Genomic DNA, 25,756 nt, shown 5'->3' on the forward strand with positions numbered 1-25,756 from the left:
AACGACGGCGGCAGCGATCCGACGTGTCAGCCCTGCACCGCCGGCTCCGCGCCGTGGCGCCCGTCATCGTTCCCCGGCCACGCCACAAGGAACTCTTCGGTTGAATATCGGCAATTTCCTCGACCTGCTCAAGCTGCGTCGGTTGAACGCATTCCGGCGCCGACGCGCTGCCGCACGCAGCCGACCGGAGCAGGAGCCCGCCTTGCGCGCCGAACTGTTCAGCGCCGAGCAGATGGAACGGCACGGCCGCGCGCTGGCTGCTCAGCATCGACTCAGTGCACGACGCAACGCGGATTTGCTGCTGGCGCGACTGGCCGACAATGAAGCGGTGCTGGCGCATACCTGCGAGCGGCTCACCCACGCCACCCGCAAGCGGTTGCGGATCACCCCGGCAGGCGAATGGCTGCTGGACAACTTCTATCTGATCGAAGAGCAGATCCGGATCGCCCGGCGGCATCTGCCCAAAGGCTATAGCCGCGAACTGTCGCGGCTGGCGCAGGGGCCGTCGGCCGGTCTTCCGCGCGTTTACGACATCGCCCTGGAAATCATTTCGCACGGTGATGGCCGGGTCGATACACAGAGCCTGCAGCGCTTCATCCACGCCTATCAGGAAGTCTCGCCGCTGAAACTGGGCGAGTTGTGGGCCATTCCGATCATGTTGCGGCTGGCCCTGATCGAGAACCTGCGCCGGGTGGCCGCCCGCGTGATGGCCGATTGGCGCTATCGCGGCCAGGCCGCGCGCTGGGCCGACAACCTGGTGGCCACCACCGAACGCGATCCCAATTCGGTCGTGCTGGTTGTCGCCGACATGGCCCGTTCGGAGCCGCCGATGAACGGCCCGTTCGTGGCCGAGATGGCGCGGCGGCTGCAAGGTCAGAGTCCGGCACTGGCACTGCCATTGAGCTGGATCGAACAGCGGCTGGCGGCATCGGGACAAAGTATCGAACACTTGGTGCAGGCCGAAGCGCAGCAGCAGGCCACCAATCAGGTCACCATCAGCAACAGTATCGGCAGCCTGCGCACGCTGGCGGCGATCGACTGGCGCGACTTCACCGAACAATCCAGTCTGGTCGAACACAGTCTGCGCAATGACCCGGCCGGCATCTACGCGGCGATGGATTTCGCCACCCGTGACCGCTATCGCCACGTGGTCGAATCGATCGCCCGCCAGCACAAGTTGACCGAGCAGGCGGTCGCCGATGCCGCCATTGCGCTGAGTACCGCCGCCACCGAGCCCGCTTCGCTGGCGCGCCATGTCGGCTACTTCCTGATCGACCACGGTCGCCGCGAACTGGAACAGCATCTGCGCATCCGGCCGCGTGCGAGGGTACGCATACGGCGCGCGTTCGATCGCGCACCGCTGCCGATCTACCTCGGTGTACTGGTCTTGCTCACACTCGGCTTTGCCGAGCCGCTGATCGCCGCTGCGGCACAGGATCGTCTGCCGCTGTGGACCTTGATCGCGATCGCCATACCGGCGGTGATCCTGGCCAGCCAACTCGGACTGAGCCTGCTCAACTGGCTGGCCACGCTTTCCATCGCGCCGCAGCCGTTGCCGCGGATGGACTATTCGCGCGGCATCCCGGCACCCGCGCGCACCCTGGTGGCGATTCCCAGCCTGTTTGCCAGCCCGCAGGATGTGGAAGAACTGGTCGAAGCGCTGGAAGTTCGCTTCCTCGGCAATCGCGACGAACACCTGCATTTCGCCCTGCTGACCGACTTCACCGACGCTGACAGCGAGACGCTGCCCGGCGACGAAGCGCTGCTGCAACTTGCGCAACGGCGTATCGAGGCGCTCAACGACCGTTACGCCAGCGCTGCGGCGGACCGCTTCTTCCTGTTCCATCGGCCACGGCGCTGGAATGCGGCCGAGCAAGCCTGGATGGGCCACGAGCGCAAGCGCGGCAAGCTGGCGGACCTCAACACGTTGCTGCGCGGCGGCGGCAGCAATGCTTTCATGCGCGTGGTCGGCGACATCGCCTCACTGCCGCCCGTGCAATACGTGATCACCCTGGATACCGATACCGAACTGCCGCGCGATGCGGCCAAAGCGTTTGTGGGCACCATCGATCATCCACTCAATCGCGCGGTGTACGACCCGGAACAACGGCGCGTGGTCAGCGGCTACGCGATCCTGCAGCCGCGCGTGGGGATCAGCCTGCCCAGCACCGCGCGTTCGCGCTACGCGCAGTTGTACGGCAGCGATGCCGGCATCGATCCGTATACCCAGATGGTTTCAGACGTCTATCAGGACGTGTTCGGCGAAGGCTCGTTCATCGGCAAAGGCATTTACGCCGTCGATGCATTCGAGCGCACGCTGGATGGCCGCTTTCCGGAAAACCGCATCCTCAGCCACGACCTGGTCGAAGGCTGCCATGCACGCTCGGGTCTGCTCAGCGACGCGCAATTATTTGAAGCGTATCCCTCGCGCTACAGCGCCGACGTCAAGCGCCGGCATCGCTGGATTCGCGGCGACTGGCAACTGTTGCCATGGCTGCTGCCATGGGCGCCCACTGCGCGTGACGGTTGGCAACGCAACGCGCTGACCGCGTTGTCGCGCTGGAAAATTCTGGACAATCTGCGCCGCTCGCTGGTGCCGGCGGCGGTCGTCATCCTGCTGCTGCTCGGCTGGCTGGTGATCACACCGGCACTGTCCTGGACGGTAGCCGTGCTGGCGATGGTGCTGGTACCACCGCTGTTGTCGGCGTTGCTGGACCTGGTGCAGAAACCGCGCGACGTGGAGCTCGACCAGCACCTGCGCGCAGGCCTGCATGCCGGCATGCAGCACTTCGCGCGCATGACACTCGGCTTGGCATGGTTGCCGCACGAGGCTTACTACCATCTTGATGCGATCCTGCGCACGCTGTGGCGCATGGCGGTCAGCCATCGACACCTGCTGCAGTGGCAGCCATCGCTGGATGTGGAACGACGCAGCAGCAACGCCGCGTCGGTCTGGCGCCTGATGTGGATCGGTCCTGCGCTGGCGCTGCTGGTGGCAGCCGTGTTGGTGCTGCATCGACCCGTGACGTTGTGGCTGGCCGCGCCGCTACTGCTGTTGTGGCTGGCGTCGCCTGCACTGGCCGGCTGGATCAGCCAGCCGCGCACCGAAGACACGTTCGTGCCGGATGCCAGCCAGCAGCGTTTCCTGCGCACGCTGGCGCGGCAAACCTGGTCATTCTTCGATGTGCACGTGAACGCGGATGATCACTGGCTGCCGCCGGACAATCTGCAGGAACAACCCGGCCCGGTCGTTGCGCATCGCACGTCGCCAACCAATATCGGCATGGCCTTGCTGGCCGGACTGGCCGCGCACGACTTCGGTTTTCTTGGCAGTGCGCGCCTGCTGGAACGCACCCGGTTGACTCTCACCACCATGCAGCGGTTGCCGCGTTATCGCGGTCACTTCTACAACTGGTACGACACGCAAAGTCTGCAACCGCTGGCACCGTTGTATGTGTCGTCGGTGGACAGCGGCAACCTGGCCGGCCACCTGCTCACCCTGGCGCCGGGACTGCTCGAACTGGTCGAAGCACCGGTGTTCGGTACGCCACTGCTGCAAGGTCTGCTCGATACGCTGGAATTGCTGCACGATGTGCTTGATCGCCGTGTTGTCGGCTCGCTCGATCCGCTGCGACAAGCGTTGCACGACGCGATTGCCACACCACCAACGACGAGCGCTGCGGTTCTGCTGCTGCTCGCCACGTTGCGCGACCATACGGACGCGCTGGCCGGGTCACTCGACCTGCCCGCCGACAGCGATGGGTACTTCTGGCTGGACGCGCTGTGCAACCAGGCCGACGAGTTGCACCGTGATGCCGCACTGCTTGAACTTGACCCGCCAGCGGACGAAGAGGTTGGCTTCAGCGGCATTCCCACGCTGCAGCAACTGGCTCGTATCGAACCGTTGTGCTGGCCGGATGCGGCCGATGCCGAGGGAGTGCGCGAACGCGCTGTTGCACGCATCGCCTTGATCGAGCAGTTGGCGCACCTGGCCGTCGAACTGGCACAGATGGATTACCGCTTCCTGTATGACAGCACGCGAGACCTGTTGTCGATCGGCTACAACGTCGACCAGCATCGGCGCGATGCGAGCTTCTACGACCTGCTGGCCTCGGAGGCGCGGCTGGCCAGTTTCGTGGCCATCGCGCAGGGCCAGTTGCCCACCGACAACTGGTTCGCACTGGGCCGCTTGTTGACCACCGTGGGCGGCGAGCCGGTGCTGCTGTCGTGGACCGGCTCGATGTTTGAGTACCTGATGCCGAACCTGGTGATGCCCGGTTTTGAAGGCACCCTGCTCGACCAGACCTGCCGCGCGGCGGTGGCGCGGCAAATCGAATACGGCAATCAGCTCGGTATTCCGTGGGGCGTTTCCGAATCCGGCTACAACACGCTGGATGCACACTTCACCTATCAATACCGCGCGTTCGGTGTACCCGGACTGGGGCTGAAGCGCGGCCTCGGCGACGACGTGGTGATTGCGCCCTATGCCAGCGCGCTGGCGATGATGGTGGCGCCCGCGGCGGCCACGAAAAACCTGCAGCGGCTAAGCGAAGCCGGCGCACGCGCGCGCTACGGTTTGTACGAAGCGATCGACTACACCCCGGCACGCCTGCCGCTGGGCCAGGACGCCGCCATCGTGCGGCAGTTCATGGCCCACCACCAGGGCATGAGCCTGCTGGCGCTGGGTTACACCCTGCTCGATCGGCCGATGCAACGGCGCTTTGAATCCCACCCGCAATTCCGCGCCAGCAGCCTGTTGCTGCAAGAGCGCGTGCCGCGCACCGCCGCCGAATACCTGCACGCCAGCGGCTTCCCCGAACGCGACGGCGGCAGCCACGCCGCCGAGACGCGGCTGCGCGTATTCACCGACCCCGATCGCGCCTTGCCCGCCGTGCAACTGCTTTCCAACGGTCGCTACCACGTCATGCTCAGCAGCGGCGGCGGTGGCTACAGCCGACGCGGCGAGCTTGCGCTCACGCGCTGGCACGAAGACGTCACCCGCGATCACTGGGGCACGTTCTGTTATCTGCGCGATGTCAGCAGCAACGCTCATTGGTCTACCGCGTTCCAGCCGACCTGCACCAAGACCGAATTGTTCGAGGCGATTTTCTCCGAGGCCCGTGCCGAGTTCCGCGTGCGTGAGCGTGAGTTCGACGCCCACACCGAGATCGCGGTGTCGCCGGAAGACGATGTCGAGTTGCGCCGCACCCGCGTGACCAACCGCAGCCGCACGCGGCGCACCATCGAGCTGACCAGCTATGCGGAAGTAGTACTGGCGCCACCGATTGCCGATGCGCTGCATCCAGCCTTCAGCAAATTGTTCGTGCAGACCGAACTGGTGCCCGAACTGCAGGCGATCGTGTGCACCCGACGGCCTCGTTCGGCCGGCGAACACATGCCCTCGATGTTCCACCTGCTGGCCGTACACGACGCCAAGATCGACGAGATTTCCTACGAGACCGATCGCGCGCGCTTCATCGGTCGCGGCCGCAGCACCGCCAATCCGCAAGTGCTCGACCTCGATCACGCACAACTGTCGAACAGCGAGGGCTCGGTGCTCGACCCCGTCATGGCGATCCGCTGTCGCATCACCCTGGAACCCGACCAGACCGCCATCGTCGACTTCGTCAGCGGCATCGCCGAGCAACGCGAGGGTTGCCTGCAATTGATCGGCAAATATCGCGACCGTCCGTTGGCCTCACGCGTGTTCAACCTGGCCTGGACGCACAGCCAGGTGCTGCTGCGCCAACTCAACGCCAGCATCACCGACGCGCAGTTGTACGAACACATGGCCACCAGCATTTTGTATCCGAACCCCAGCCTGCGTGCTCCGGCGGGGGTACTGCGCGCCAACCGTCGTGGCCAATCGGGCCTGTGGGGCCAATCCATCTCCGGTGACCTGCCGATTGTTCTGCTGCAAATTGCCAGCCCCTCGCGGATCGAGCTGGTGCGCCAGTTGGTGCAGGCGCATGCGTACTGGCGGCTGAAAGGGCTGGCGGTGGATCTGGTGATCTGGAACGAAGACCGCGCCGGCTATCGGCAGGAACTGCAGGACCAGATCATGGGCTTGATCGCCTCGGGCAGCGAAGCAAGCTTGCTCGATCGGCCCGGCGGCATCTTCGTGCGACCGTCACAGCAGCTGTCCAGCGAAGACCGCGCCGTGATGCTGGCCAGCGCGCGGCTGATCCTCGGTGACGCGCGCGGCAGTCTGGCCGAACAGATCGGTCGACGCCAACCGCAGTCGCACGCAGCACGTTTCGAAGCGTCACGTGCGTTGCGCCACGATGACTCCGACCTCACGGATGTGCCATCCCTGCAACTGGTCAATCCACACGGCGGCTTCAGCCTTGATGGCCGCGAGTACGTCATCGTGCAACGGCCCGGCGATCCCACGCCGGCGCCATGGTGCAACGTACTGGCCAATCCACACTTCGGCACGGTGATCTCCGAAAGCGGCAGCGCCTATACCTGGGCTGAGAACGCCCACGAGTTCCGCCTCACGCCATGGCATAACGATCCGGTCAGCGACGGCAGCGGCGAAGCGCTGTACCTGCGCGACGAGGAAACCGGCCAGGTGTGGTCACCCACGCCGTTGCCACGCCGCGGCAGCGGCACGTATATCACCCGCCACGGCTTTGGCTACAGCGTGTTTGAACATGTCGAAAACGGCATTCACTCCGAACTGTGGATCTACGTGGCGCTGGACGCTTCGGTGAAGTTTTCGGTGCTGAAGTTGCGCAACAATTCCGGCCAGCCGCGCCGACTCAGTGTGACCGCCTATGTCGAGTGGTTACTCGGTGACCTGCGCGAAAAGACGTCCATGCACGTGGTCACCGGTTCGGACCCGGCCAGCGGCGCGGTGTTCGCCCGCAATGCCTACAACACTGAATTCCCCGATCGCGTGGCCTTTTTCGATGTCGACGATGCCGCACGCGGCATTGACGGCGATCGCAGCGAATTCCTCGGCCGCAACGGCAGCATGCAATCGCCCGCCGGGCTCGAACGGGCGCATTTGTCCGGCCGGCTGGGCGCCGGACTGGACCCATGCACCGCCCTGCAATCGCACGTCAGCCTGGAAACCGGCGGCGAACGCCAACTTATTTTCCGCCTTGGGCTGGGGCGCGACGCCGCCGACGCCGGTGCACTGGTGCAGCGCTTCCGTGGCAACGGCAGCGCCGCCGACGCGCTGGACAAGGTTCGCGCGCATTGGTCACACACGCTGGGCGCCGTGCAGGTACACACACCCGATCCCGCGCTCGATGTGCTCGCCAACGGCTGGCTGCTGTACCAGACGATCGCCTGCCGCATCTGGGCACGCAGCGGCTATTACCAGTCCGGTGGCGCGTTCGGCTTCCGCGACCAGTTGCAGGATTCCATGGCCACCTTGCACGCTGCTCCCGAGCTGTCGCGCGCGCAACTGCTGCTGTGTGCCGCCCATCAGTTCGTCGACGGTGATGTGCAGCACTGGTGGCACCCACCACTGGATCGCGGCGTACGCACCACCTGTTCAGACGACTACCTGTGGCTGCCGCTGGCCACCGCCCGCTACGTACTGGGCAGCGGTGACAGCGGCGTGCTCGACGAGCACGTGGGCTACCTCGAAGGCCGCCCGCTGCAACCGGGCGAAGAATCCTATTACGACCTGCCTCTGCCATCCGGCCTGCACGAGACGCTGTATCAGCACTGCATGCGGGCGATCGAACACAGTCTCGGCCAGCGCGGCGAGCGCGGGCTGCCACTGATCGGCGGCGGCGACTGGAATGACGGCATGAATCGGGTCGGTGAAGCCGGCCGCGGCGAAAGCGTCTGGCTCGGCTTCTTCTCCGGCGAAGTGCTGACCCGCTTTGCCGAAGTCGCGCGTTTGCGAGGCGATGAAACCTTCGCGCAGCGCTGTGAAGTTGAAGTCAGCCGGCTGCAACGTGCCCTGGAACAACACGCCTGGGACGGCGCCTGGTATCGCCGCGCGTGGTTTGACGATGGCACGCCGCTGGGCTCCTCCGCCAATCAGGAATGCCGCATCGATTCCATCGCGCAAAGCTGGTCAGTGCTATCCGGCATGGCACCGCCAGCGCGGCGGCAGCAGGCGATGGATTCGCTCAACCAGTATCTGGTGCGCCGTGATGCCGGGCTGGTGCAGTTGCTCGATCCACCCTTCGACAAATCACCGATGGACCCGGGCTACATCAAGGGCTACGTACCCGGCGTGCGCGAAAACGGCGGGCAGTACACGCATGCGGCGATCTGGGCCACGATGGCCTTCGCCGAACTCGGCGACAGCGCCCGCGCGTGGGAACTGCTGCGCATGATCAACCCGGTCAGCCACGGCACCGACGCCGCGTCGGTGGACGTCTACAAAGTCGAACCGTATGTAGTCACTGCCGACGTCTACGCCCTCGCTCCGCACATTGGTCGTGGTGGCTGGAGCTGGTACACCGGCTCCGCCGGCTGGATGTACCGGCTGATTGTCGAGTCGCTACTCGGCCTGCGGCTGGAAGGCAGCAAGCTGCGCTTTGCGCCGGTGTTGCCGCCAGAGTGGGACGGTTTCCAGATGGACTATCGCCACCGCGATACGCTGTATCGGATCGAGCTGAGGCAGAGCGCGTGCGGTACCCCGGCCGTAGTGTGGCTGGATGGCGTAGTGCAAGCTGAAGGCTACATTCCACTCGTCGACGACGGTGCCCAGCACGAGGTGAATCTCAACTGGCCAAGAACAAGGTGATCTGGTCGGGGCGCTGTCCTTCCCAACGTCATCAGCGATCCAGCGGACTCAACACGCCGTGGCCACCACGATTGAGCACGTGCGTGTAGATCTGCGTGGTCGCTACGTCCTTGTGACCGAGCAGCTCCTGGATGGTGCGGATGTCGTGACCCGCTTCGAGCAGGTGGGTAGCGAATGAGTGACGGAGCGTGTGGCAGGTGGCCGGTTTGACGATGCCCGCACTGATCCTGGCTGCACGCACGGCCCGCTGAAGCCCGGACTCATCGAGGTGATGACGACGCAAAGCGCCACCAAGCGGATCGCGTGAAAGCTGGCCTGACGGAAAGACATACTGCCAACCCAACTCTCGCGCTGCGGACGCGTACTTCCGAGCCAACGCATAGGGCAACCAGACCGAGCCGTGACCTTCAAGCAGGTCTTGCCCATGAATCACGGCAACGCGTTCCACCTGCGTTCGCAGGGAATCGGTCAAACGCAGCGGCAACGGTACATGCCGATCCTTACCGCCCTTGCCATCTCTGACGCAAATCTGATTGAGGTCGAAATCCACGTCCTTGACGCGCAGACGGACGCACTCCATCAGGCGCAGACCAGAGCCGTACAACAGCGATGCCATCAAGGCGAACCCACCATCCATTCTGGCCAGCAAATGCGTCACTTCATCGCGCGAAAGCACCACCGGCACCCGCTGCGGCCGCTTCGCCCGCACCACGCTTTCCATCCACGGCAAGTCAATCGACAGAACCTCACGGTACAGAAAAAGCAGTGCCGAAAGTGCCTGGTTCTGGGTCCCCGCGGCGACCCGTCCCTCAACCGCCAACGCGCTCAAGAACCCCTCTACCTCCGTAATGCTCATATCGCGGGGATGCCGCTTGCCATTGGCCAGAATGAACCGTCGAATCCACCCCACATAGGCCTGCTCTGTGCGAAGGCTGTAATGCTTCAGCCGCAACCGCGCGCGCACCTGATCCAACAACCGCGGGCTTTTTGCGTCCGTTACACCCTCATTTCCGCCTGCGTAACTCATACACCCTCAGAAGTGTCGGATAACACAGACAGCCTGCCCCCATGTCCCCGCCGGAAATGCCGCGCAAACCCCTGATCTGATGTAAGTATTCCCCGCTTGTACGGTCAGTACGCGGCCTGCATACTTGGCGCAACACCCCACTTTTGGGGTCTACTAAGCGTTAGTTGTCATGGGGAGATCGCACATGTCCAACTTTTTCGCGCGCCAAGGGGGCGCGTACATCAACGAGGTCAATCGCGGCCTTGGTGCGCTACTTGGCATCGCGACGGGCGTGCTCGCTGATGGCCAGCTCTCCGATGCGGAGATTCGATTCCTTGATGACTGGCTCAAGAACAATTCGGCTATTGCGACCACGTGGCCCGGTGACGTAATCCATGCCCGTATAAAGTCCGTCTTAGCCGATGGGCGAATTTCAGAAGACGAACGAGCGCACCTCGTGACTTCGTTACAGCAACTCGTCGGTGGCACTTTGGCCGAGCTTGCAGCATCAACGCACGTCACCCAGCTTCTCCCTTATGAAGAGCCTGCCATCTCATACCCCAACAGTACCTTCTGCCTCACCGGAGATTTCGTCTTCGGCCCGCGCAACATATGCGCACAAACTATTAGTGGGCTTGGGAGCATCGTTAAGTCTGGGGTATCAAAAAGGATACAGTACCTAATTGTAGGTGGCCTTGGTAGCGATGAATGGAAGCACGGAAGCTTTGGCACCAAGGTTGAGAAAGCAATGGAACTAAAGAATAGCGGAGCATGTATTGCTATCGTCCATGAGGATTATTGGGCAAACTGTCTGCCGCGCAGCAACTAACAATTCGTTCAAGGCGGACGGCTTCGCCGCCGCTCAACTCAAGCGTTAGAGGTCACATGAGAGCTCTGGGCACATTGACGATAGTTGCGCTTCTTTCTGCCTGCAGCGCGCCTACAACTCGACCAATCTCCGTAAACACAGATTACTGCTATAGCAGTACTGACGGACTTCGTTACAACCATTTCAATTTGCATCTCCAGCCAGGCGGCCGCTACACGATCATGTTGCAAGGTGACATCGGCATTTGGGGGGAGGCTTCCGGTTTGTGAGCTCAAGAAGGGCACGACATTATCTTGTCTGAGACTTCTGACAAAGGTGTCATCGGCTTCCCAAAACACTTCAAAATCCAAAGCGACGATTCACTAAAGTTCGCTTATCAAGGTGCCGGCTACTCAACCGGAGGCACAGACCTGCTGCCCCGCAAGTGTGACCTCTAACCACTCGTCCAAGCGGACGTGCGAAAAAGCCGCACGCCGCTTAACTCCAGCGTTAGGCCTCACAAACGAAATCTATGACCAACCAAGTTGACGACAATTTCTACAACCGTGCAGATGGATACATTGCGCTAGCTAACGAACATTGCTTGTCTACTGGCAAGGGTAAAGTTAGTGCGTCGTTTCTCTATGGCGCCGCCAGATTCAATGCTTACGTTGGAGCTATCAATTCCGGTTCACTTCAGCGCATGACGGAAGAAAAAGAAAACATTGTCAGCTACTACTTGAAAGAGTACGAAGATATGCTCCGCGAGAACCTCACTGACTACATCGAAAATTACGACGACTACATGGCAACACCGAGCGGCGGTGAGGCCTAACAATTCGTCCAAGCGGACGTGCGAAAAGCCGCACGCCGCTTAACTCAAGCGTTAGCCATAAGGAAGGGAACACGACATGTTGGCATTGGATACCGCTCTTGCAGTGGCTTTGGGAATACTGGGTGGCGCTTTGGCGCATATCACATGGTTGCTTAAGTTTGGCAAATCTCTCGCGCAGCGCGACAAAACTCCGCCCATGGGCAAAAAGGCCAAGCGACTACGAATATCCCTAATGTTTCTCTCGGTGGGCTTTGGTGGCGCGGCTGGCTTCATCGTCGCGCTTGTCGTAGATAGCAATCACTTGGCTCTCTCTGTCCTTATTACAGCATCTGTTTTAGGCGGCTTAGGTAGCGGCGCTCTAGTTCGCTTCTTAGGGCTGCATGGCGCGAGTGGCTAACAATTCGTCCAAGCGGACGTGCGAAAAAGCCGCACGCCGCTTAACTCCAGCGTTAGGCCCCAAGAGACACATCCATGTATCGTGAAGCTGCGGAAGCAATCAATCGTGGTCTGAGCCTTGGCGCCAGGCTACTGCTTGGTTCATTCTCCGCGCTGTTTGGCATTGTCATGATGCTCACCGCGCAGCCTACAGATAATGCAATATTTTTTTACCTTATAGGTGCCTTCTTCTTGCTCATCGCGGTTGCATGCGTTACTCGGGGGCGCGTGCGGCAGTTTATTGGTAGCGTCGTTGGTTGCGTCATGTTTGCTCTTGGAGTCTGGTACCTTGTCACCGAGTTTTTCCGCTGCGTTTATTGGTCCGACTCGCGTGCCCAGCCATCTGCTCTAAATGCATGTCTGTATCTTGCATTCATTGGTATACCAGGTGCGGCTTATGCCTATCGCGCGCGCTTCGGTTTACGGGGCAAGGCCTAACCACTCCGTAAGAGACTTCCCGTCAACCCCGGGCACATGATGCTTTTGCCCTGGGCTTTCAGGCGACTGCCGGTAGTGCTTGTGTCCGGTGTGGCGTAGTACGTGTCAATGCCAAGCGGGTAAGACGAGTGTCAGGCTGCTTTTCCGTAATCGGTCTTGTTGAGTCAATGCCGCCGACTCGGACCTGTGTATAAACCGCACCCAAAGACCTCTTTCATTCGTCGGACTGTCCGATGCCCGGTGATCGACCGGAACATCGTTTGGACGTCCATCTGGTTAGTCAGGTTCTCTCTGGGTCGGCCTGAACCGTTGTCTACTACTCGGCGCTGACGATGAATCAAATCGGGTTGTTAGACGGTCTGCTCCGTACGGGTTTGCCGATGCATGGGATGGTTGAGGCAGGCGCACGGATCGTAGTCGGCGTCATGTGCCAGCATCGCCCAGATCTGTCGGGCGTGTTTGTTGGCTATGGCCACGATGACTTTGCCGAACAACATCCGCCCGTCGAGTGAGCGTATCCATAGTTGCTCGGGCGTCGCCTTCTCGATGGCCACTGCCTGGGCCCGTTGCAAGCTACTGCGTGCTCCCTGGACCAATAGCGTGCGCAGGTACGCATCGCCGCGACAGGTGATCTCCCCCAATCGTGCATGCCCTCCGCTGGAGTGTTGTGCCGGCACCAGCCCCAGCCACGCCGCCATCTGTCGTCCCTGCTTGAACTCTCGGGCGTTGCCGACGGTGGCCACCACTGCATCGGCAGTGATCGGCCCGATACCGACGATGGCGCGTAGCCGCACGCATTGCTCGTCATCTCGCGCGTGCGCTTCGATGCGTGCATCGCACGCGTCGAAGTGCGTGCGCAACTGCGCCCAGTGGTCCGCCACGTCGCGGATCAGTTCCTTGAACTCGGCCGGCAGACCGGCCTGCGCATCCAGATCGGCAAGAAGGCGGCGCAGCGCCACGTCACCCTGCGCCACGATCACTCCAAACTCAGCCAGCAGACCGCGAATCCGGTTGCCAATGGCCAGCGACTCGACCTTGTAGCCCTCGCGCACCCGATGCCACGACAACCGCACCTGCTGATCGACCGACTTGATTGGCACAAAGCGCATGTTGCCCTGGCGTGCCGCCGTGGCGATCGCTTCGGCGTCGGCGCGGTCGTTCTTGGTCTTGCGTCCCTTGCGGAACGGCTTGACGAACTGCGCCGCGATGATCCGCGGCTCAAGGCCGTATTCCAGGCATCGCCGCGCCCAATGGTGTGCCCCGCTGCAGGCTTCCATCGCCATTACCGTGCCTGCCGGCAGCTGGGCCAGCCACAGACCAAACGGCTCACGCCGCAGATCCTGCCGTCGCAGCACATGGCCGACGCCATCCACTTCACACGCTGCAAACACGCTCTTCGCCAAATCCACGCCGATGGTTATAGTGCTCATGGAGACTTCCTCTTCTGCTGACGGTTGTGTCGCAACACCATCATGGTCCTCGAGGCCGAAAGGGGAGGAAGTCTCTTTTTACTCATTCGAGTCGGACGGCTTCGCCGCCGCTCAATTCCAGCGTTAGGCCTCAAGGAGAGAGATATGTCGGAAGTCCGGTCTCAGGAAAACGCGGTGCCAGCTTTGGTGGCTGGCTCTATCATCGTCGGCGGTGTCACTGCTGGTCATTTCTTGATTGGTATTTGTTTTGCCGCAGTAGCATTTCTTGGCCTGGCCCTGCGTGCACAGCCGCGTACGCGTATTGTCGGTAGCTTGCTATTTCTTGCCGTGGTTCTGGGGTTCGCTTCTGCGATACTTTTCACTACGGGGCTTTCGCTCGGCAAGAACATGGCGATCCGGGATGCCGCACATGCGCAAGGTTCACTCGGCACTTTCGTGCAGTGAGATCTGACCACCCATCCGAGGCGTAAGGCTTCGCCGCCGGCTAATTCCAGCGTTATGCCGCAGAAAGACATCCATGCAAATTGAAGCGAAGAAGATCAGCCTGAGCAGGCAACTCTGCCTATGTGCTTTGATGTGTGGCGTTGCTGTTGTCGTCATAGTTCTTTTTCATAGTCAGCCCTACATACCGTCGCTCATTGGTGGTCTGCCCGTCTTCTATCAAATTCCTCTTGGCGTCGCGCTTGGGGGTCTTTTCTGGGCAGCGTCTGCAATGGGTTACAAATACACGGTAAGCCGCCAGTCAACCCAGTACACGGTTGAGAGCTATAGCCGTCTAGACCTTCGCGGCTGGAATCCTCTTTGGATTGCGCTTGCCGCTGGCTTTGGCGAAGAACTACTGTTCCGAGGTGCACTGCAACCGCTCCTTGGAATTTGGGTTACTTCGGCGCTGTTTGTACTTGTGCACGCGCGTGCCTATCGCTTCAGCAAGTTCAACAAACGGATGCTTGTTCAAGCACTCTGCATTTTTGCCACAAGTGTCTTTTTTGGCTTTCTCGCGCGCTATGCTGGCCTGGTCGCTGCCATGATCGTTCATGCAGCAATTGATGTTGTCGGTCTCTACACCATTCGTCGAGTGACACATGCGCAAGTGCCGGCTGCAGCATGACAACTCGTTCAAGGCGGACGGTAGACTTCCAGCGTTATAGTGCACAGGAGAGTTCGCGATGAACACCCAGAGAATCCTGCGTGGCCTTGCTGCGGCTGTGGCATGCGGCCTCCTGATTGGGGGGCTGGCATCACTCGCCAAAGTCACCGTCAATCCCGTGCTGCCATCGGTTGTTATCGGCTTCGTCGCAACAGCAATCGGTGCCTTCATAGCGCGTCGGGGTTTTGTTCTGCCCGCGCTCGGCTTGTGGTTCGCGGAGTGGCTTCTTGTCGTGTACGTCGTCTACTTCATCGCCGCGCCGACGGGTCAAGCGTCCCTCTTGGCCATTATTCAACGCAACCTGCTCAGCATCGCGTTGTCCGCACTGGCAGTGGCAATCGGTGCGTTGGTTGGGCAATCTCTTTCCAGACGGGCGCAGCGGAGCGCGCCAGCAATCTGAGATCTCATTCGACGCGGACGGCTGCGCGGCCGGCTGATCCCAGCGTTAGGCATCACAGAGTGAAGAGGAGGAAGCCACATGAGCGAGACATCCACACTTCTCAGTGCCATTGGAAGCCTTGCCTGGCCAATCATTTTTGCAGTTACGCTCTTTCACTTTCGAGACTTAGCAAGATCAATCATCCAAGCTTCGCTGGGCAGAGTGCGGCAAGGTGACGAAATCAGGGTTGGCATAGTCACCATTGGAAAGGCTGCTGGACAGCTTCAGGTTCCCATAGAAGGCCAACGGCTGACAGACAACCACTTCGCGCTAATCCATCGAAGTTGGCGATCCGAGAAACATGATGCGGCGCACGGCAGGCCCATGTATCGATTTCACGTCATCGTCTTTGGTACGCCGGAGGCATTGGCGCAAGTTGAATACGTCGTGTATCGCCTGGAAGACGCGTATCCAACGCCGGTCCAAATCGGAGGCACCCTTTCCACCAACTTTGAACTGAACGAGTTGGCGAACGGCTATTCCCTCATTCGAGCGGAGGTGTACGTTGAAGGCCAGGCGCAGCCCGTTCGACTGTCACGGTTCATTGATTTGACGGATGCATCACCGCCACTAAAGGGCACGTACCAAAACATGGCCGCCCGTGCGTGATGCGTAATCCCTGCTTCAAGCGCGCTGGAGGCTTCCGCCGCTCAATTCCAGTGCTAGAGCTCGGAACTTAGCTCTGTGCGATTGCTTCTACACCTGCCGCTGGCGCTCACCGCGATACGTGCCTTGCTGGCGCCGGTGCTGGTTTTGCTGGCCATGGCATGGCCCGATCGACTTCTGCTCGGGATCGTACTTGTCACAGGCTTTCTTTCGGATGTTTTCGATGGTGTCATGGCCCGGAGGCTGGGAGTGGCAACAGCCACGCTGAGACGCCTCGACAGCCTTGCCGATTCAGTGTTCTATGTTTGCGCCATGTTCGCCGCCTGGCATCTGCATGAAGGCCAGGTTCGCGATTACCTGATTCCTTTGGGCGTATTGCTGGTCGTCGAATTGAGCCGATACGCGTTTGACTACGCCAAATTTCGGCGCGAGGCCAGCTATCACATGTGGTCTTCCAAAGTGTGGGGCCTGGCACTATTTGCCGGCTTTTTCTGCTTGCTCGCTCTCGGTCGGGGCGGCTGGCCCGTCGCGCTCGCGATCTACCTCGGCATCGTGGCTGACCTGGAGGGGTTTGCGATATCGATGACGCTGAAGCAGTGGCAGACCGACGTGCCTTCGCTCTATCACGCTATCCAGCTGCGCCGGGCTGAGGTCTGACCGTCAGGCAGATACTAGGTGGGATGTTCGACTGGGGCGCATCAGCCTTGCGGCTGGGCCTGACTCGTTGGTGCTGGGCTGACCCAGCGTGAACAAGAAGGCCAACAATAGGCAAGGTCGGCAAGAATGGAAGAGCTTGGAAATCCTGCCATTTCGTCACAAGATGGAAGGCCATCGGAATCGCGCAGCACTTCACGCTGCTCTGGTGCTGATGCTATGCCATGTGTTGCATCAAGCCCTCGGCGTTTTCGCCTGGGCGCAATAATCTGGCGTCTGTGCATGGCCGCTCTTTCAGAAAGGTCTACGGCGTCGGTACTCAATCAAGGCAACAGGTTTCCATGAAGTGGATAGCAACCACATGGCTATGGTTTCGACGGCTCGTCTGCTTCCTGTTTGCTGTGCTACTGGCGGGCGGAGCTTGTCACACGGGCTGGAGCTACTTTCGTGGAGCAGTGCCTTTGACGGACGTGCTCTATAGTCTCGCGGCGGTAGGTGTCGCTGTTTGGCTGGTGTGGCTCGGCATCTATGGTGCCTCAACGGGTAGCAGTGGCTTGTTCATCGTCGACGCAGAGGCATCACGGCAGTTACATAAAGCAAGGAAGCACCGTTATGGTTGGCGTTGGTAACCTCAGGCGGGTCTTGCGTTCGGCAAAAGCGCTTGGTTGCAAGCGTCTGTTCACGGGCTTTTTTGGCTCTATCCATGGCATACGGCAACTTGGCGTCGGCGCTGTTATTGTTACGATCGACAGCATCACATTGGCAGCTATCGATCAATTCCAGCACCAGAGGTGACAGGGATGTTCACAACAGTCGACACGCTGGTTTCGCAATATGCGCTGCCCAAGTCAGTGGCTCGCGAAATCATCGCTGAGCAAACCCAAACCGCCCTGCGTACGCGCTGGCAAGTCTGGCTCTGGGTGGCCGTCGTGGTCGTTCCCGCTGGGTGGTTTTTTTTCCACATGCGCATGGACGATCGATTGGCGGCGTTCTGGTTGCTTTTGGCGGCGTGCATGCTCTGGTTTGCGCTTGGTTCTTATTTGGCAACCGCATCCATCCATCTTGCTGCGCGAGCCAAAGCTGCCCGCATGGCGGGGAAGAACGGTTAGCAACCGTCAAGGGCACTGCTGTGCCGCTGCTGCAATCCCAAGTAGGTGACCATGGTAACGTCCGCGCGATTTGCAGCACTCTTGGGTTTGTCACTTGTCTTCCCGGCAGTTCTGTTTGTGCTGGTTGGCATGTGCCACGGCGGCAATGCATTTCGGGGACTTCTTGCCAATTACCTGTATATGGCAGCGCCGCATCTTATTGCCTGTGCCAGCGGCTGCTGGCTCCAGGATCGCCATGCGGCGGTGCTGCTCATGCTGGGCGCGCTCAACGTTCTACTGGCTGCGTTTCAGTGGTGGATTCTGTTCGCCGTTGCCCCGCGAGAGTCCGGTTTGGCCTGGTTGCTGTATATACCGCTTTGGGTGGCAGCCTTGGTTGTCTTCGGCGTGGTGCTGTTTTTAGTCCGACGGAAGCGAACAAAGGGGGCTCTTCCCGCCTGATCCAAGATCGGGTCTGCTGGCGTTTGCAGCAGGTGGACGGCAGCGACACCGCGCACCGCCTGCGTCAGGCTTTCAACAGAAAGTGGGATGCCACGATTCAACCATTCAAAACGTGGTTGCCGTCTACTCAGCGGTGCGGGCTGCGGACTGTTCCTCGCCACATACCTCGACAAGCACTCAGCAGGTTCTGCAATCGGTGTAAGGTTTTTCGCTATTTGGTGGCTCGCTGAGGGTGCGGGCAGCACGCCGTTTTCGATAAGCTATGGGTTGGCTGCGGCTGCGTCTCGGTTACAGCGGGTGAACGGCGCCACCTGGCCATGGCACGAGAGCCACACAGTGTGGCTTTCACGCATAGGGCTCACGCGTCTGGTCATTCCCATCGCAAAGTCCAGGGAGCATCACGAAATGACTTCTGTTGTTGTCAAAAACAGGCGGTTTCTCATCGCGTCCGTCGGTTGTGGCTTGGCTGGATTGTGCGGGCTATGCTTTGGCGAGGGTGCTTTGCATATGTTCAAGCAGGTACCTGTCTGGTCTTGGCCAGTTGCGCTCCTCGTCTCGGTGGTTTTGTTGGTTGTCGCTGCAGTACTTGTTCCGGCCGCGATAAGCCTGGAAAGCTCGGATGAACCCAGGCGGCGTGCCTGAGCCAATACAACGCACGCTCACTCGTTTGTCGCGGCGAGACCAGACTAGATGGCTACGGCAACACACCGCAGCCGACTCTGGATTGAATGGATTGTTCACACAGGGAGTATTACGCAGATGAATCCGGTTCCACGCACCGCCATGGCCTTTCTTCTCGCCACGCTGCTCAGCGCGGCAAGCTATCCACTGACGTCCGGTAGCGTCATCGCAGCGCTTGTCCTTGCGGCCTTCGTACTGGTTGCATTGGCCGTTGGCGCCAACGTCAAGGAGATTCGCGCCGAGGGGAAGTCCATGGGCTTCACTAGCGGTCGCGTATTGCCTATTGCCGGGCTGAATTTCGCAGCCCTTTTGACCCTTGCCGCCGTTTCGATAGCCTCCGCGCACGCTATCTGGCTGGTGCTGGTAGCCTGATTTTCAGGTAAAGCCGCTACGCAATGCAGAGACTTCGCCAGGCATCACGACGCAGGCACGCCGACACCTGCCCGCACTGTTTGCCTTGCTGGCGCTCGCCTTTGTCGCAGCACTACTTATCCATGAGCATTTGGAGGTCGAACACTCCCGAAGCCCCGCTGCTGACGCTTGATTCAGGACACGCTGCCACTCAACCATGCCATCCAAGTGCAGAACCGCATGAACGCAGACATCACCGCATGGGATGTTCAGCTTGACCAGCTTGTTGACGGATGGTGCGAGCGGCGCGCATGTCGACCGCTGCGTTAAATCCTGCCGTGCTATCCGAGAACCAGTGGCCTCACCGATGAATGGGCTTCGCTTGCCTTGCGCCTGAAGACCATTCGCATCCAGTACCCCGAAGATCTCGCCAGCGATGCGCTGGATCGGCTGACCGAACTGCAGCACCTTGCGGAAGCCATGGTGTATCGATGAGCAGGCGGGCTGAGCCGGCATCCATGCCGTCACGTGAACGCGTCTTTGCCAATCGACTGACGTTTTTCCCCGCATGAAGCTCACCGTCGAGGACGGCTACATCGTTGCCGACGGCGGTCACATCTGGGCGGGTCACGCGGTGCTTGAGGCGATACAGGTCGGTGTTCGCGTGTATGTCATCTACGACTACATGGACTTCCCTCGCCAGCACCCCGCGCGCAATTTTTTTGCCCATGATCTTGCCGGAAACACCTTGTGGCGTGTCGCCGACATTGGCGGCGGTGCGGTCGACGCCTACACGCACTTCATCAGCGCGCAGCCGCTGACTGTCTTCAATCTTGCCGGTTGCGAGTGCATTATCGACGAGGCAAACGGCCAGGTCCTCAGCACTCGGTTCACTCGCTAGCGCGGTGCGCCACCCACGTACGACACGCGGCTTCGTTGCCGTTTCACGCAGGCGTCAGGCGTCATGAATCCAGCCAAGGTCGTGCGTTCGCGCATACGCCAGTTCACGGATCTGCCGAACATCGGTCCCGCTTCGGCGCGGGATTTTGTCTTGCTTGGTTTCAGTGAACCGGCGCAATTGATCGGTGCTGATCCACTGGTGATGTACCACGCGCTTTGTGCTGCCACGGGATCGCGCCAGGACCCCTGCGTGCTCGATGTGTTCATGTCGGTGACGCACTTTCTTTCTGGTGGCGAGGCCGAGCCATGGTGGCATTTTACCGCGCAGCGCAAACGGCAGTACACAGCGCTGGACAATGCTGCGGCCGAACCGAAAGCGGCAGTGCGGCCACGCGATGGCGTCGGCGAGACTTACGTGGAAACTTGTCCGGGGGTCGAGATCCCGTCGCACGCCGCCCAGCCCGCCGTCGGCACGACGCGCGTGCGCGATAAGCGATGAGTGCCGGAACACGGCTGCGCCGCTTGTCAGTCACCATGACCTGCAAGTTCCTGCGCATGATGACGACACGCGCGTCACGGGTTTTTATGCATCAACTTAACCTGTCAGCGTGCACGCTTTGCAGGTAGATTTGATCTTCGACGTGCAGGCATTGCCTGAACACGCCGTACCCGCCGCCACGCAGGCCACCTGATGACTCAGGCGCCGCCCGCCCCAAGGAGAACCTCACCTCATGCCGACACCTCGTTCGGATGCCCTGGTCTTTTTCGGCGCCACCGGCGACCTGGCGTACAAGAAGATCTTCCCCGCGTTGCTGGCGATGATGACGCGTGACGGGCTGGACCTGCCGATCATTGGCGTGGCGCACTCTGGCTGGAACCTGGAGCAGTTGCGCGAACGCGCGCATGAAAGTCTGACCGAGGCGGCAAAGCACGGCGGCGGCCAGCTCGACGAAGCAGCCTTCAAGAAGCTGGCGGCACGGCTCAACTACGTCGATGGTGACTATAACGATCCGGCGACCTTCGCCGAATTGAAGCAGGCACTGGGCACGGCGAAGCGGCCGCTGCACTACCTGGCAATACCACCGAGCCTGTTTGGTGTGGTTGCCAAGGGACTGAAGCAGGCGGGTTGTGCGGACGATGCGCGGATCGTGGTGGAGAAGCCGTTCGGTCGTGACCTGGCCTCGGCACGTGCTTTGAACCAGACCTTGCATGCCGTGTTTCCGGAATCGGCGATCTTCCGCATCGACCATTACCTGGGCAAGGAGCCGGTGCAGAACCTGTTGTACTTCCGCTTTGCCAACACCGTGCTCGAACCGGTATGGAACAACCGCTATGTCGACCGCGTGCAGATCACCATGGCCGAGGAATTCGGCGTGGATGGGCGTGGCGGATTCTATGAAGGCGTCGGTGCCATCCGCGATGTATTGCAGAACCACCTGCTGCAGGTGACCTCGCTGTTGGCGATGGATGCGCCGATCGGCAACGACCCGGAGGCGCTGCGCGCGGAGAAGCTGCGCTTGTTTCGCGCGATGCGTCCGCTCAATCCGGCCGAGGTGGTGCGTGGTCAGTTCAAGGGCTACCGGCAGGTCGATGGCGTGGCGGCGGATTCGAATGTGGAAACCTTCGTAGCCTTGTGTCTGCACATCGACACCTGGCGCTGGGCCGGCGTGCCGTTCTATATCCGTACGGGCAAGAAGCTGCCGCTGACCACCACCCAGGTGCTGGTGGACATGAAGCCGCCACCGCTGTCGGTGTTCGATCCGATTGGCGAACCGCAATCGAACTACTTCCGCTTTCGGCTCAGCCCCGAGGTGGTGATCGCCGAAGGCATGCGGGTGAAGAAGCCGGGCGAGGAAATGACCGGCGAGGCGGTGGAGCTGGTGGCGCGGCATGATTCGGGCCCGGAGATGTCACCGTACGAGCGCCTGCTCGGCGATGCGATCCGAGGCGACAACGGCCTGTTCACCAGCGACGAATGCGTCGAGGCGGCGTGGGCCGTGGTCGACCAGGTGCTGACGCATGAGGCCCCGGTGGAGTTCTACGAGCCCGGCAGCTGGGGTCCGGATTCCGCTGCCGGCATTGTCAGTGACGATGAGGGCTGGCACGACACCCAGCCGGAGCAGAGCCCGCCATGCTGACCGATCACCGCTCCGAAGCTGCCGCCGTGGTGTTTCTGCTGGACGTGGACAACACCTTGCTCGACAACGACCGCTTCGGCGCCGACCTTGCCAGCACGCTGGATGCAGCGTTCGGTGAAACCGAGCGCAAGCGCTATTGGGCGATTTACGAAGAGCTGCGCCAGCTCACCGGTTTTGCCGATTACCTGGGCGCGCTGCAACGCTTCCGCAGCGGTCTGGACAGCGATCCGTCGTTGCTGCAGATGTCGCATTACCTGTTGGAATATCCGTTCGCCGAGCGGCTTTATCCGTATGCGCTGGAGACCGTGGCGCACCTGCGCTCGCTGGGTACCACCGCGATTCTTTCTGACGGCGATGTGGTGTTCCAGCCGCGCAAGATCCAGCGTGCCGGCCTGTGGCAGGCGCTGCGTGGCGAGGTTCTGGTCTACGTGCACAAGCAGCAGATGCTGGTGGGCATGCAACAGCGGTATCCGGCCGCGCACTACGTAATGGTCGACGACAAGCCACACATTCTGGCGGACATGAAGCGGCAGCTTGGCCGCAAGCTGACCACGGTGTTCGTGCAGCAAGGTCACTACGCCGCTGCGGCCAGTAGCGAAACGATCAACCCCGCGCCGGACATCACCATCGCGTGCATCGGTGATCTACGCAGGCGTAAGCTTGAAGACTTCCTGCCGACGGCGCCGGTCATTCGCCTGGCGGCAGATTGAACCCCCCATTCCCCCGTTGCAACCCGACATGGAGCACACATGAAAGCGACTCGCCAACTGCACGAACTCGGCCAAAGCCTGTGGCTGGACAACATCACCCGCACCCTGCTCGATGACGGCACGCTGGCGCGCTACATCGCGGAAGATTCGATCACCGGGCTGACCTCGAACCCCAGCATCTTTGACGCGGCGATCAGCGGCGGCGATGCCTATGACGCCGGCATTCACGCCAAGTCACTGGCGGGCCTGCAAGGCGAAGCGCTGTTTACCGAGCTGGCGCTGGAAGACCTGCGCCGCGCGGCCGACCTGTTCAAGCCGGTCTTCGAAGCGACTCATCACGTAGACGGCTGGGTATCGATGGAGGTCTCGCCGCTGCTGGCCGCCGATACGGCTGGCTCGATTGCTGCGGCGAAGGCCATCCATGCGCAGGGCCGGCGCGACAACCTGTTCGTGAAAATTCCCGGCACCCCCGCAGGCGTGCCGGCGATCGAAGAGGCGATCTTCCTCGGCATTCCGATCAACGTGACCCTGCTGTTTTCCTGCGCGCAATACCAGGCCGTGGCGGACGCTTATATGCGTGGTATCGAACGGCGACTGGAAGCGGGGCTTGACCCCAAGGTCGGTTCGGTCGCCTCGCTGTTCATCAGCCGCTGGGACGTAGCCAGCAACAAGCAGTTGCCGGACGAACTGCACAACACGCTGGGTATTGCCGTGGGCCAGCAGACCTACCTCGCCTATCGCCAGGTGCTGGCGTCAGCGCGCTGGCAGAAGCTTGCCACGGCCGGCGCGATGCCCCAGCGCCTGTTGTGGGCCAGCACCGGCACCAAGGATGCGAGCGCGTCTGACACCCTGTATATCAGCGCGCTGGCAGCGCCCGACACCATCAACACCATGCCGGAGAAAACCCTGCATGCGTTTGCCGATCATGGTGAGCTGCACGGATCCATGCCGGTCGACGGCGGCAATGCGGATGCCATGCTGGCCCGCATCAGCAAGGCGGGTGTGGACATCGACAAGCTGGCCCTTACCTTGCAGCAAGAGGGTGCCGAGTCGTTCGTGAAATCGTGGCATCACCTGCTCGATGGCATCGCCGACAAGACCAGCCAGCTCGCCGAGAAGTCCAACGGAGCCGTGCTGAAATGAGTCAGGGCGCCTTGACCCGCCTGCCGCAATGGCAGGCTTTGCAGCAGCACTTTGCCGAAGTCGGTGACAAGCATCTGCGTGAACTGTTTGCCGCCGATCCCAGGCGAGGTGAAACACTGGCCGTGGAAGCGGTCGGACTTTATCTGGACTACTCCAAGCAGCGGGTAACCGCCGATACACTGCGCCTGCTGTGCGAACTGGCTGGCGCACGCCAGTTGCCGCAGCGGGTCGAGGCGATGTTCAGCGGTCGCAAGATCAACACCACCGAGGATCGCGCGGTGCTGCATGTGGCACTGCGTGCACCGCGCGGCGAGCAGATTCTGGTCGACGGCCACGACGTGGTACCCGACGTGCATGACGTGCTCGACCGCATGGCCGCGTTCTCGGAAAAGGTACGCAGCGGCGCGTGGAAGGGCCACAGCAGCAAACCGATCCGCAACGTCATCAATATCGGCATCGGCGGCTCGGACCTCGGCCCGGTGATGGCCTACGAAGCCCTGCGCGATTACAGCCAGCGCGAGCTGACGTTCCGCTTCGTCTCCAACGTGGACGGCACCGACTTTGCTGAAGCCGTCCGCGATCTGGACGCCGCAGAAACACTGTTCATCGTCTGCTCGAAAACCTTCACCACGCTGGAAACGCTGACCAACGCGCACGCTGCGCGGGCATGGAGCGTGGCAGCGCTGGGCGAAGAGAGTGCAGTGGCCAAACACTTCGTCGCGGTATCTACCAATGCCGAAGGCGTAGCGAAGTTCGGCATCGACACCGCCAACATGTTCGGCTTCTGGGACTGGGTGGGCGGTCGCTACTCGATGGATTCGGCGATTGGCCTGTCCACCATGCTGGCGATCGGCGCCAAGGGATTCCGCGACATGCTGGCCGGCTTCCATGCAATGGACGAACACTTTCGCCATACGCCGCTGGAGCACAATCTGCCGGCAATCATGGGCCTGCTTGGGGTCTGGAACAGCAATTTTCTGGATGCCGCCACGGTCGCGGTGCTTCCCTACGAGCAGTACCTGAAACGTTTTCCCGCCTACCTGCAGCAGTTGACGATGGAGAGCAACGGCAAGCACGTTACGCTGGACGGCACCCGCGTCAACTACAACACCTGCCCGATCTACTGGGGCGAGCCGGGCACCAACGGGCAGCATTCGTTCTACCAGTTGATCCATCAAGGCACGCCTATCGTGCCATGTGACTTCATCGGTTTTGGTCAGCCACTGAACCCGTTGCCGGCGCAAGGCGGTGGCGATCAGCACGATTTGCTGATGGCGAACCTGATTGCCCAAGGCGAGGCGCTGGCATTCGGCAAGACGGTTGAAGAAGTGCGTGCCCAAGGTACGGACGCGGCGCTGGCACCGCATCGCACGTTCGACGGCAATCGTCCCAGCACCACCATCCTCGCCGCCAAGTTGACACCCCATGTACTCGGCACACTGATCGCACTGTATGAGCACAGCGTATTCGTGCAGGGCGTGATCTGGGGCATCGACTCGTTCGATCAGTGGGGTGTGGAACTGGGCAAGCAGCTGGCCAAGACCACCATTGCCGAGCTGACCGCGAAAGACGAACCGTCACTTGCCCACGACAGCTCGACCAATACCTTGATACGTCGCTATCGCCAGTTGCGAGATGGCCAGCCCTGACGGTGTCGTCGAAGCGCAGCGTTTGAGCGAATGCCTTTCGTGGATGTGATGAAGAGCATTCGCGCAGAGGGTGCGCTCCGACGAACAATCCACCCGTTGGTGAATTCCAACCGAGAGTTT

The 25,756-nt window shown here is 61.1% G+C and carries 20 protein-coding genes and 1 pseudogene; 19 read left to right on the forward strand and 2 right to left on the reverse strand.

All coding sequences use genetic code 11. From position 1 onward, the window contains the following. Positions 1 to 100: 100 nt before the first annotated feature. A complete protein-coding gene (locus PY254_RS01840; RefSeq protein ID WP_281013784.1) occupies positions 101 to 8,719 on the forward strand; it encodes a glycoside hydrolase family 94 protein in 8,619 nt (2,872 codons plus the stop codon). 31 nt (positions 8,720 to 8,750) lie between these two features. On the opposite strand, the gene PY254_RS01845 is transcribed toward PY254_RS01840, so the two are convergent. Continuing rightward, a complete protein-coding gene (locus tag PY254_RS01845) occupies positions 8,751 to 9,746 on the reverse strand; it encodes an integron integrase (protein ID WP_281013785.1) in 996 nt (331 codons plus the stop codon). A 184-nt stretch (positions 9,747 to 9,930) separates the two neighbouring features. Between PY254_RS01845 and PY254_RS01850 the strand changes: the two genes are divergently transcribed. The 4 genes from PY254_RS01850 to PY254_RS01865 all read left to right on the forward strand — a co-directional run bounded on the left by PY254_RS01850 (position 9,931) and on the right by PY254_RS01865 (position 12,241). After that, the gene (locus PY254_RS01850; RefSeq protein ID WP_281013786.1) at positions 9,931 to 10,554 is read left to right on the forward strand and encodes a BRCT domain-containing protein; all 624 of its coding nucleotides are present in this window, start codon (positions 9,931 to 9,933) and stop codon (positions 10,552 to 10,554) included. Between the two features lie 511 nt (positions 10,555 to 11,065). Next, positions 11,066 to 11,368, forward strand: coding sequence for a DUF3144 domain-containing protein (locus PY254_RS01855; RefSeq protein ID WP_281012993.1), 303 nt, complete (start codon positions 11,066 to 11,068; stop codon positions 11,366 to 11,368). Positions 11,369 to 11,444: 76 nt separating this feature from the next. Next, positions 11,445 to 11,765, forward strand: coding sequence for a hypothetical protein (locus tag PY254_RS01860; protein ID WP_281013787.1), 321 nt, complete (start codon positions 11,445 to 11,447; stop codon positions 11,763 to 11,765). 74 nt (positions 11,766 to 11,839) lie between these two features. Then, on the forward strand, positions 11,840 to 12,241 hold the full coding sequence (locus PY254_RS01865; RefSeq protein ID WP_281013788.1) for a hypothetical protein: 402 nt from the start codon (positions 11,840 to 11,842) through the stop codon (positions 12,239 to 12,241). Positions 12,242 to 12,591: 350 nt separating this feature from the next. On the opposite strand, the gene PY254_RS01870 is transcribed toward PY254_RS01865, so the two are convergent. Next, positions 12,592 to 13,671, reverse strand: coding sequence for an IS110 family RNA-guided transposase (locus tag PY254_RS01870; RefSeq protein WP_281013790.1), 1,080 nt, complete (start codon positions 13,669 to 13,671; stop codon positions 12,592 to 12,594). Between the two features lie 144 nt (positions 13,672 to 13,815). Between PY254_RS01870 and PY254_RS01875 the strand changes: the two genes are divergently transcribed. The 14 genes and pseudogenes from PY254_RS01875 to pgi all read left to right on the forward strand — a co-directional run bounded on the left by PY254_RS01875 (position 13,816) and on the right by pgi (position 25,636). After that, on the forward strand, positions 13,816 to 14,115 hold the full coding sequence (locus PY254_RS01875; protein WP_281013791.1) for a hypothetical protein: 300 nt from the start codon (positions 13,816 to 13,818) through the stop codon (positions 14,113 to 14,115). A gap of 73 nt (positions 14,116 to 14,188) precedes the next feature. Further along, positions 14,189 to 14,779, forward strand: a complete 591-nt coding sequence (locus PY254_RS01880) for a CPBP family intramembrane glutamic endopeptidase (RefSeq protein WP_281013792.1) — start codon at positions 14,189 to 14,191, stop codon at positions 14,777 to 14,779. Between the two features lie 58 nt (positions 14,780 to 14,837). Continuing rightward, complete coding sequence (locus PY254_RS01885; RefSeq protein ID WP_281013793.1) at positions 14,838 to 15,218, forward strand: hypothetical protein; 381 nt, start codon at positions 14,838 to 14,840, stop codon at positions 15,216 to 15,218. A 78-nt stretch (positions 15,219 to 15,296) separates the two neighbouring features. Continuing rightward, the gene (locus PY254_RS01890) at positions 15,297 to 15,866 is read left to right on the forward strand and encodes a pYEATS domain-containing protein (RefSeq protein WP_281013794.1); all 570 of its coding nucleotides are present in this window, start codon (positions 15,297 to 15,299) and stop codon (positions 15,864 to 15,866) included. 81 nt (positions 15,867 to 15,947) lie between these two features. Continuing rightward, positions 15,948 to 16,520: a CDP-alcohol phosphatidyltransferase family protein gene (locus tag PY254_RS01895; protein ID WP_281013795.1), complete on the forward strand. Its 573-nt coding sequence runs from the start codon at positions 15,948 to 15,950 to the stop codon at positions 16,518 to 16,520. Between the two features lie 797 nt (positions 16,521 to 17,317). Then, entirely contained in the window at positions 17,318 to 17,626 is a 309-nt protein-coding gene (locus PY254_RS01900) for a hypothetical protein (RefSeq protein ID WP_281013796.1), read from the forward strand. A 45-nt stretch (positions 17,627 to 17,671) separates the two neighbouring features. Further along, entirely contained in the window at positions 17,672 to 18,064 is a 393-nt protein-coding gene (locus tag PY254_RS01905; RefSeq protein WP_281013797.1) for a hypothetical protein, read from the forward strand. A 759-nt stretch (positions 18,065 to 18,823) separates the two neighbouring features. Beyond that, a complete protein-coding gene (locus tag PY254_RS01910) occupies positions 18,824 to 19,117 on the forward strand; it encodes a hypothetical protein (RefSeq protein ID WP_281013798.1) in 294 nt (97 codons plus the stop codon). 547 nt (positions 19,118 to 19,664) lie between these two features. Beyond that, positions 19,665 to 19,997, forward strand: a complete 333-nt coding sequence (locus tag PY254_RS01915) for a DUF7957 family protein (RefSeq protein ID WP_281013799.1) — start codon at positions 19,665 to 19,667, stop codon at positions 19,995 to 19,997. Between the two features lie 63 nt (positions 19,998 to 20,060). After that, a pseudogene (locus PY254_RS18095) lies at positions 20,061 to 20,336 on the forward strand (helix-hairpin-helix domain-containing protein); the annotation flags it as partial. Between the two features lie 391 nt (positions 20,337 to 20,727). Next, a complete protein-coding gene (zwf, locus tag PY254_RS01925; protein WP_281013801.1) occupies positions 20,728 to 22,134 on the forward strand; it encodes a glucose-6-phosphate dehydrogenase in 1,407 nt (468 codons plus the stop codon). Further along, positions 22,128 to 22,844 (forward strand): HAD family hydrolase, encoded by a 717-nt coding sequence (locus tag PY254_RS01930; protein ID WP_281013802.1) that lies wholly within the window; start codon positions 22,128 to 22,130, stop codon positions 22,842 to 22,844. Before zwf ends, PY254_RS01930 begins: the two co-directional genes overlap by 7 nt. Positions 22,845 to 22,883: 39 nt before the next feature. Further along, the gene (gene tal / locus PY254_RS01935) at positions 22,884 to 23,987 is read left to right on the forward strand and encodes a transaldolase (RefSeq protein ID WP_281013804.1); all 1,104 of its coding nucleotides are present in this window, start codon (positions 22,884 to 22,886) and stop codon (positions 23,985 to 23,987) included. Further along, positions 23,984 to 25,636: a glucose-6-phosphate isomerase gene (gene pgi / locus PY254_RS01940; RefSeq protein WP_281013805.1), complete on the forward strand. Its 1,653-nt coding sequence runs from the start codon at positions 23,984 to 23,986 to the stop codon at positions 25,634 to 25,636. The genes tal and pgi overlap by 4 nt, the downstream gene beginning before the upstream one ends. Positions 25,637 to 25,756 lie beyond the last annotated feature (120 nt).

It is taken from the genome of Rhodanobacter sp. AS-Z3 (genome assembly GCF_029224025.1).
In the GTDB taxonomy this organism is placed as follows: Bacteria; Pseudomonadota; Gammaproteobacteria; order Xanthomonadales; family Rhodanobacteraceae; genus Rhodanobacter.

Coding starts and splice junctions, on each gene's coding strand:
- PY254_RS01845 (WP_281013785.1), bottom strand. CDS start 9,746: ATGAGTTACGCAGGCGGAAATGAGGGTGTAACGGACGCAAAAAGCCCG.
- PY254_RS01850 (WP_281013786.1), top strand. CDS start 9,931: ATGTCCAACTTTTTCGCGCGCCAAGGGGGCGCGTACATCAACGAGGTC.
- PY254_RS01855 (WP_281012993.1), top strand. CDS start 11,066: ATGACCAACCAAGTTGACGACAATTTCTACAACCGTGCAGATGGATAC.
- PY254_RS01860 (WP_281013787.1), top strand. CDS start 11,445: ATGTTGGCATTGGATACCGCTCTTGCAGTGGCTTTGGGAATACTGGGT.
- PY254_RS01865 (WP_281013788.1), top strand. CDS start 11,840: ATGTATCGTGAAGCTGCGGAAGCAATCAATCGTGGTCTGAGCCTTGGC.
- PY254_RS01870 (WP_281013790.1), bottom strand. CDS start 13,671: ATGAGCACTATAACCATCGGCGTGGATTTGGCGAAGAGCGTGTTTGCA.
- PY254_RS01875 (WP_281013791.1), top strand. CDS start 13,816: ATGTCGGAAGTCCGGTCTCAGGAAAACGCGGTGCCAGCTTTGGTGGCT.
- PY254_RS01880 (WP_281013792.1), top strand. CDS start 14,189: ATGCAAATTGAAGCGAAGAAGATCAGCCTGAGCAGGCAACTCTGCCTA.
- PY254_RS01885 (WP_281013793.1), top strand. CDS start 14,838: ATGAACACCCAGAGAATCCTGCGTGGCCTTGCTGCGGCTGTGGCATGC.
- PY254_RS01890 (WP_281013794.1), top strand. CDS start 15,297: ATGAGCGAGACATCCACACTTCTCAGTGCCATTGGAAGCCTTGCCTGG.
- PY254_RS01900 (WP_281013796.1), top strand. CDS start 17,318: ATGTTCACAACAGTCGACACGCTGGTTTCGCAATATGCGCTGCCCAAG.
- PY254_RS01910 (WP_281013798.1), top strand. CDS start 18,824: ATGAATCCGGTTCCACGCACCGCCATGGCCTTTCTTCTCGCCACGCTG.
- PY254_RS01915 (WP_281013799.1), top strand. CDS start 19,665: ATGAAGCTCACCGTCGAGGACGGCTACATCGTTGCCGACGGCGGTCAC.
- zwf (WP_281013801.1), top strand. CDS start 20,728: ATGCCGACACCTCGTTCGGATGCCCTGGTCTTTTTCGGCGCCACCGGC.
- PY254_RS01930 (WP_281013802.1), top strand. CDS start 22,128: ATGCTGACCGATCACCGCTCCGAAGCTGCCGCCGTGGTGTTTCTGCTG.
- tal (WP_281013804.1), top strand. CDS start 22,884: ATGAAAGCGACTCGCCAACTGCACGAACTCGGCCAAAGCCTGTGGCTG.
- pgi (WP_281013805.1), top strand. CDS start 23,984: ATGAGTCAGGGCGCCTTGACCCGCCTGCCGCAATGGCAGGCTTTGCAG.